Below are 7703 nucleotides of genomic sequence, written 5' to 3'. Positions count from 1 at the left end.
CGGATCCGCTCGATCGCGGCCGGCAGCACCCAGTCTTTGAAGGGAGCACCGTTGCGCAAGGCGCCGGGTTTGCGGGCGAGCACCGGCACATAATGCCAGGGGTCGTAGACGGTATCGCCGCGGCCAAAGGATCGCGGGTGCTCGGCAACGATGCGTCCATCCTGACGGATCACGATGCGATCGGCATAGGCTTGAACCTCGACCGGTCGTCCGACTGCGCTGGCTGCGACCGAGTACTTGTTGTTGTCGAAGCGCACCAGGCAGGTCTTCGAGACCGATGCCGTCACCGCATGGAAGCCGTCGAAGCGGCCGGCATAGGGAACGAGTTTGGGACGTTCGGCTTCGAACACTTCCCAGATCGTCTGATCGACCAGCTCCGGATGGCGATGAGCCTTGGCGTAGGCGATGCATTTGTCGGGCGTGCGAAGCTAGAGCATTGAACGCCCCTCCCTTCTCTACGATCCCGCGCACTGGTGCGGTGCTTCAGATATCGTCTGCGATCAGGAAAATACTGGTTGATGGCCCGAGTACCGCTAAAGGTCCCTTTCGCCGACTTGGGGAGTAGAACGAACGACAGACGTTACGTCAGAAACCGCGCGATGCCTTCGCGAATACAGGCCAGGATTTCGTCCTGCCGCTCTTCGAGACGTGATACCGGCCCGCCGACGCCAAGGACCAGGTGGCGCCCGAAGTCGCGCTTCGGCAACAGGACGGCAATCACCCCGGCGTCCTGAACGATGATGTGTTTGGAAAACATGTAGCCGTCGCGCCTAATGCCGTTGATGATCTTCATCAGCGCATTCAGTTCGAAGTGTTCTTCCGGAGGGCAAACGGCATTTATGCGGCGCAGCAGCCGGGCAATCTCGACGTCGGTATGACCGCTGAGCAACGTGCGCCCAATTCCGCTGATCGCAAGCGGTCGGACGTCGCCGGGCTTGACTTCGAACCGCAGGCGCTTGCTGGTTTGCAGACTGTGAATGTATTGAGCATGCAAATCGGACTGCGTGCTGATGCTGACCAGCTCGTCCAGTTTCTCATGGACAAAGTCGACCAACGCAAGGATGGCGCTGTCGCCGAACAGCCCGGTGTCCAGCCACCGGCCCATCTGGGCGATGCGCATCGTCGGCATGTAGGTGCGATTGTAACTGTCGTAGAACAGATATCCCAGCATCGCCATGCTCTTCAGCAAGGCTGCGGCACTGGATGTTGGATAGTCGCACTTCGTCGCGACTTCCTTCAGCGAGATCGGTCGTTTCACGTCCTCGAAGTACTCAAGGACTTCGAAGATCCGCTTGGCCGACTTTATGCTGGAATTTGTCATTTACACATACGTGGAGAAAAATCCGATTACACGGTTCATTGGCACCTTAGTAGGCCTGAATTCAAATTCGAAGCGTTCAGCAATCTAGTGCCTCTGGACATCAGCCGCAGGACATCAGCCGCAACCTTTTTCCATATATATAGAAATAGAACCACATATATGTAACCCAGTGGACTCGGCGACGCGCGGCCCCTAGTGTTCTCCGCGGCCGCCAAGGCCGCGGCGTCACAGCCGTTCAAAAAAAGAAAAACGCCCCACCCAGGTGGAGCGCGCTTGCAGGGAGGCGTCATGAAGCCGCGAATAAATTTGTCTGCCGTGATCAACTGATGTCGTCCGGTTCGACCGGTCGCTGCTCGGGCTTCCCGCCGCCAAGTCGAACCTCCTGGCGACCATTCTCTTGAAGATCAACCATCGCGTTCACGTCTGACTGGGGATGTTGGCCAAGCCCACCATCGGCAACGAGGTTGGCGCACCTGCCCCGGGCTCTCACCTCCAAGACCGAACAGGGATTTGCTTAAATGGACTATCGATTGCCCGAAGGCAGCTGCGATTGTCACTTTCACATCTACGGCCCCTTCGATCGCTTTCCGCCCGGCAACGAGGGACGCTTTACCGCCGCGCAGCCGTTCACGATCGAAGACGCTTTTGCCATCTGGAACAAACTCGGCATCACGCGTGGCGTCATCGTCCATGCAGTGGGTTCGGGAGAAGACAACGCCGTCACTTATGACGCACTGCGTCGCTACCCTGACAGGCTTCGTGCCGTGGCGATCTTGCGGCCCGACGTATCGGATCGGCGGCTTGATGAACTCACCGACGCCGGCTTCAAGGCGGTGCGCGTCACCATGATCCGGCAGGACGGCAAGCCGGTCTCGACACTCGGCACGAGCTACGACGATCTGGTCAAGCTCGCCCCTCGTCTCGCGGAAAGAGGCTGGCACGCCCAGCTTTGGATCGAGAGCTCGGATCTGGCCGCCGCCGCACCCGAGCTTGAGAAGCTGCCGCTCAACTATGTGATCGACCACATGTCGCGGACCATGGCCGACAAGGGGCACGAGCACCCCGACTTTCGCGCCTTCACCGAACGGCTGAAGACCGGCCGCTACTGGACCAAGATTTCGGGTGCAGACCGCAACACGCGTATCGGCCGTCCCTATGCGGACACGGCGTCCTTCATGCGCGCCATCGTTCAGGCCGCGCCCGATCAGGTCGTGTGGGGCAGCGATTGGCCCCATGTGGGCCACAGCGCCGAAACGCTTCCCGATCTTCAGGATCTGCTTCGACTGCTGCACGAATGCGTCCCCGATGAAGCCACCCGTCGAAAGATCCTGATCGCCAATCCGTCGCGGCTCTACAACTTCTGACAACACCCGAGGAAGCCTTGGACAACAACAAAAAGTTGCCGCTCGACGGCGTGATCGTCATCGACCTCGGTCAGGTGTATCAGGGTCCGTACGCCGGCTTCCTGATGGCGCAGGCCGGAGCGACCGTCATCAAGGTCGAACCGCCGAACGGCGAGCCGGTGCGTCATCGCGCCCGCATCAGCAAGGGCAACGCCGTCCCGTTCGCGATGCTCAATGCCAACAAGCGTAACATCAGTCTGAACCTGAAGTCGCCGGCCGGGGTCAGGGTCCTGAAGGAGCTCGCGGCAAAGGCCGACGTGCTGATCGAGAACTACGCGCCGGGGGTGCTCGATCGATTGGGCGTCGGCTATTCCGCTCTAAGCGCCATCAATCCGCGGCTGATCTACGGCTCGGCCACCGGCTACGGCTTGTCGGGTCCCGATCGGGATAATCTGGCGATGGACCTGACTGTCCAGGCGGTATCAGGCATCATGAGCGTGACCGGCTTTGCCGATGGTCCCCCGGTCAAGGCGGGTCCGGCCATCACCGACTTCATCAGCGGTGTTCACCTGTACGCCGGCATCCTCACCGCGCTTTACGATCGGGAAAAAAGCGGCCGCGGTCGGCTGGTCGAGATCGCGATGGTCGAGACCGTCTATCCGGCGATGGCCTCGAATCTGGCCGATGTCTTTAACCGCAAGGCGGCCGCCCCTCGCACTGGCAACCGTCACGGAGGACTCGCGGAGGCGCCCTACAATGTTTATCCAGCGTCCGACGGGCATGTCGCCATCATCAGTGTCAACGAATCTCATTGGATCGGGTTGACGCGCGCGATGGGACGGCCGGAGCTCGCCGATGATGCGCGTTTCAAGACGGTGCTCGACCGCCTGAAGCACATCGATCTTACGGACCAGATCGTGTCCGAGTGGTCCACGCGGCTCACGCGCATTGAGATCACCGAGCTTTGCCGTGCCAACAGGGTGCCATGCGCCGCGGTTCGTGACTTGCGTGAGGTGACCGAGGACAATCACCTCCACGCCCGGGGCATGTTGCGCGAAATCGAGCATCCGGAATACGGCGACATTCTCGTTCATCGCAGCCCGCTGGTGCTCCACGATACGGCAGTGCCGCAATACATCCCATCCGCGCGTCTCGGTCAGCACAACGGCGAGGTCCTGTCGGAATATCTCGGCCTGTCCAGCAGCGAGATCGATGCGTTGCGCGACTCCGGCGCCATTGCACAAGCGTGACGACGAGCACTCCATGCGCGGCAAAGACGAACGTCGTGGCGCGAATTTCCCGGTCCGCTAGTTCAGAGGAAGATCAAGATGATCAAGCTGTTTGAAAGCATTGCATTCCGTGGCGTCGAGCTCAGCAACCGGATCGTCGTCTCGCCGATGGGGATGTATTCGGCCGAAAACGGCTACATCACACCCTTCCATCTGGTTCACTATGGCAAGTTCGCCATGGGGGGAGCCGGGCTCGTCTTCGTCGAGCAGACTTCGGTCAGCCGGAAGGGGCGCATCACCAACGGTGATCCCGGGCTGTGGGAGGACGGCCAGATCGACGGCATGCGCCAGATTGTTCACGTCATCAAATCGCATGGCGCAAAAGCAGCGATCCAGATCAATCACGGCGGACGAAAATCCAGCCAGCAGCGCGCGTTCCGGGGCAACAGCCATTTGACCGACCGCGACATCGAAATGGGAGAGGAAACCTGGGTGCCCACGGGCCCATCGGATGTCCCATTCTCCGATGGCTTCCAGACCCCTGTTCCCCTCACGAAGGAAGGTCTCGCCGGCGTCCGCGATGCATTCGTCGCGACGGCTCGCCGGGCCGTACTGGCGGGGTTCGACGTCATCGAACTTCACATGGCTCACGGCTATCTGTTGCAATCGTTCCTGTCGCCGCTCGCCAATTTCCGCACCGACGAATATGGCGGCAGCCTCGAAAACCGGATGCGGTTTCCGCTCGAAGTAACGCGCGCCGTGAGGGCCGCGCTCCCCTCGGCAACACCTCTCTTCGTGCGTATCTCTGCCACGGACTGGATCGACGGTGGCTGGGAAATCGACGACAGCGTCATCTTCTCCCGCAAATTGAAGGAACTGGGCGTCGATCTGGTCGACTGTTCGACGGGTGGCAATCTTCGAGCCGGATCGACCAACGCCAATCTCGGTCGCGGTCCAGGCTACCAGGTGCCGTTTGCCGAACGGATTCGCCACGACGCCGGTATTGCGACCGGCGCGGTCGGCATGATCCGAACTCCAGATTTTGCGGAGAAGATTCTGCAGGATGGTCGTGCCGACCTCATCTTCATTGCCCGCCAGATGCTGTTCAATCCGTTCTGGGCTCTCCACGCCGCAGAACATTTCGGGTTGACCGGCAATTTCGAGAAATGGCCCGAACAATATGCATGGTGGCTTGCCAAGTGGGTGGAGCCCTTCGCGCCAATGGAGAAAGCCTGGACGGGTTGGAGCGATATCGCGAGGCGGCCGAATAGAACTTCCGTCGCGCGGATAGCCTCGCCAAATCAATCGAGACTTCAAGCAATCAAAAATTCCAAAGGGAGAAAAAAATGAGACATGTGCTGGCATCGCTGGTGGTTTTTCTAGGCCTTGCATCGGCTCACGCACAGGCGCCCGCGTCGAGGCCGGTCAAGCTAGGCGTGCTCAACGATCAGTCGGGCCAATATGCTGACGCCGCGGGGCCTGCGGCCGTTGAAGTCGTCAAAATGGCGATCGCCGACTTCGGCGGCAAGTTACTCGGACAGCCGATCGAACTGGTTTTCGCCGATCATCAGAACAAGACGGATATCGCGTCGGGCATCGCCAGGCGGTGGATCGATACGGAAAACGTCGACGTCATTCTCGATATCGGAAACTCTGCGGTCGCGCTGGCTCTCGCCGATCTGGTCCGGGACAAGAACAAGATGATGATCGTATCGTCGGCCGGCGCATCCGCCATCACAAACGAGAAATGCTCTCCTAACACCTTCCAGTGGACCTACAATACCTACACACTGGCGCGCAGCACCGCGAAGGCATTGATGGGACAGGGCGGAAACGAATGGTTCTTCCTGACGGCCGACTATGCCTTCGGACAAGCCTTCGAGGCCGATGCGTCTGCCGTGCTCAAGGAGTCCGGCGGAAAAGTCGTCGGGTCAGTGCGGCACCCGTTCAACACCAGCGACTTCTCTTCGTTCCTGCTCCAGGCCCAGAACTCGAGCGCCAACGTGCTGGCTCTCGCTAACGCCAGCGGTGATACCACCAACTCGCTCATGCAGGCTCACGAGTTCGGCCTGCTCGGCCTGAAAAGCAAGATGCGGGTCGCTGCCTTGCTGTTCCAGATCACGGATGCCAAGGCGGTCGGTCTTCCCAACATGCAGGGTCTGTACACGTCAGAGGCATTCTACTGGAATCGGAATGACGCGTCGCGCGCCTTCGGGAAGCGGTTCTTCGACAAGATTGGGCGTATGCCGACCATGGTTCAGGCCGGAATGTACTCGGCAACCATGCACTACCTGAAGACCGTCGAAGCCGCCGGAACGCTCGAGACAGCCGCCGTGCTCGCAAAATTCCGTTCGTTGCCTGTGAATGATTTCTTCTCGGAGAAGGGGTATGTTCGCGAGGACGGCATGCACATCCATGATTACTATCTGCTGCGAGCAAAGACTGTGGAACAGTCCAGGGGACCATGGGACTTTTATGACGTCGTCGCAACCATCCCGGCCGAGGACGCCAACATTCCTCGCGAACAAAGCAAGTGTTCGCTGATGAAGAAGTCCTGACCTCTCGACGTCATGGAAAGAGCCACGTTCCAAGCGGCAGCTGCAAAACCGCCGCTCGGAGCTTCCGCCACCTAACCCTTCTCTCGCCGCCCTCAATACGCAAGTCTGTCTGATGGCAGCCTTCATCGTGCGTCAGGCGTGGCAGTACCCGTAGCAATCTAGATCGCATGGCCTTATCAATGGATTGATTGAAGTCAGAAGCGACCGATAAATATCTTTGGCCGATTTCGTTCAGATCGCTGGTGTCGCTGGTCGAGGTCACGAAGACCTTAGGGAAGGCGTTGCCCACTTCATCGAAAAAGCGGGCGCCGCGCTTTACCGGGAAGTGGGCTCACCCGCGACTCAGACGCTACGACTCAGCCTTACCCTATATGTGAGCGGAGCGTGAAAGTCATGGCGGCTCCCTCGAACAGGATACCGGCTCTGTCGATGCTCACGACTGGACCTGCCTGCACAACCCGATTAACGTGCCACCAAACAGGCGCGAGATGAGGACTTCGGCGCGGCACCACCGGATGTCTGCGGAGTTTCCGGTACAGTCAGCAATGGCCAGAAGAAGCAAGAGAGCGATAGCAGACGATCAGATCACGGAAGCCACGAGCTACGGCCCGCCAGCGGCGGGATCGGTCAAGTCGGCAGGACGTGTGCTGCGAATTCTCGAGTTCTTCGACGAGATCCAGCGCGACGCGCGCGTTGCCGAAGTCGCCGAGCGCCTGGGGTTCCCGCAATCGTCTACTTCGATCCTGCTCAACTGCCTCGTCGAACTCGGCTACATGGACTATTTGCCGGAGAGCCGCAGCTTCCTGCCCTCGCCACGCGTCACTCTGCTCGGGACCTGGCTCGACAAGGGCCCTGTCAGAAACGGCAGCCTGATGAGGATGCTCGAAGAGCTGTCCCAGAAAACGGGCGACACCGTCATCATCGCCGCGCGGAGCGGCATCTTCGCGCAATACATCCATGTGCTGCAGGCCCGCGCGACAATGCGCTTTCACGTCCCGCCCGGATCCAGGCGGCTCGTGGTCTGGTCGGCTACCGGGTTTTCGCTGCTGACCGCGTGCACCGACAAGCAGATCCGCAGCCTGTGCACGCGCACCAACGCGGAAGCCGCCCTCGACATATCGCGCATCGACATCAATCAGGTGCTCGAGAACGTCGAGCGCACGCGCCGTGACGGNTTCTTCTTCTCGGCGGGTCTGGTCACCCCTGGCGCCGGGTCGATTGCCGTGCCGTTACCCGAGGGTATCGACGGATG

General features: G+C 60.1%; 6 protein-coding genes and 1 pseudogene. 5 read left to right on the top strand and 2 right to left on the bottom strand.

Annotation, left to right across the window (positions count from 1 at the left end):
• Together YY7_RS0148765 and YY7_RS0148760 are read right to left on the bottom strand one after the other, a co-directional pair.
• Positions 1-416, bottom strand: a pseudogene (locus YY7_RS0148765) (Mu transposase domain-containing protein); the annotation flags it as partial.
• Positions 417-580: 164 nt separating this feature from the next.
• The gene (locus YY7_RS0148760; RefSeq protein WP_028169281.1) at positions 581-1321 is read right to left on the bottom strand and encodes an IclR family transcriptional regulator; all 741 of its coding nucleotides are present in this window, start codon (positions 1319-1321) and stop codon (positions 581-583) included.
• A gap of 518 nt (positions 1322-1839) precedes the next feature.
• Here YY7_RS0148760 and YY7_RS0148750 point away from each other — a divergent pair.
• From YY7_RS0148750 to YY7_RS0148730, 5 genes are all read left to right on the top strand, one after another.
• Entirely contained in the window at positions 1840-2685 is an 846-nt protein-coding gene (locus YY7_RS0148750) for an amidohydrolase family protein (RefSeq protein WP_028169280.1), read from the top strand.
• Between the two features lie 17 nt (positions 2686-2702).
• A complete protein-coding gene (locus YY7_RS0148745) occupies positions 2703-3914 on the top strand; it encodes a CaiB/BaiF CoA transferase family protein (RefSeq protein WP_028169279.1) in 1212 nt (403 codons plus the stop codon).
• A 78-nt stretch (positions 3915-3992) separates the two neighbouring features.
• Positions 3993-5243, top strand: coding sequence for an NADH:flavin oxidoreductase/NADH oxidase (locus tag YY7_RS56015; RefSeq protein ID WP_245287701.1), 1251 nt, complete (start codon positions 3993-3995; stop codon positions 5241-5243).
• Entirely contained in the window at positions 5240-6451 is a 1212-nt protein-coding gene (locus tag YY7_RS0148735; RefSeq protein WP_028169278.1) for an ABC transporter substrate-binding protein, read from the top strand. Before YY7_RS56015 ends, YY7_RS0148735 begins: the two co-directional genes overlap by 4 nt.
• A 488-nt stretch (positions 6452-6939) precedes the next feature.
• A partial coding sequence (locus YY7_RS0148730) for an IclR family transcriptional regulator (RefSeq protein WP_433994580.1) occupies positions 6940-7703 on the top strand: 764 nt, incomplete at its 3' end.

Source organism: Bradyrhizobium elkanii WSM2783 (genome assembly GCF_000472865.1).
In the GTDB taxonomy this organism is placed as follows: Bacteria; Pseudomonadota; Alphaproteobacteria; order Rhizobiales; family Xanthobacteraceae; genus Bradyrhizobium; species Bradyrhizobium elkanii_A.
The sequence above is the reverse complement of the archived record's forward strand: the minus strand, read 5'-3'. Positions and strand labels throughout refer to the sequence as shown.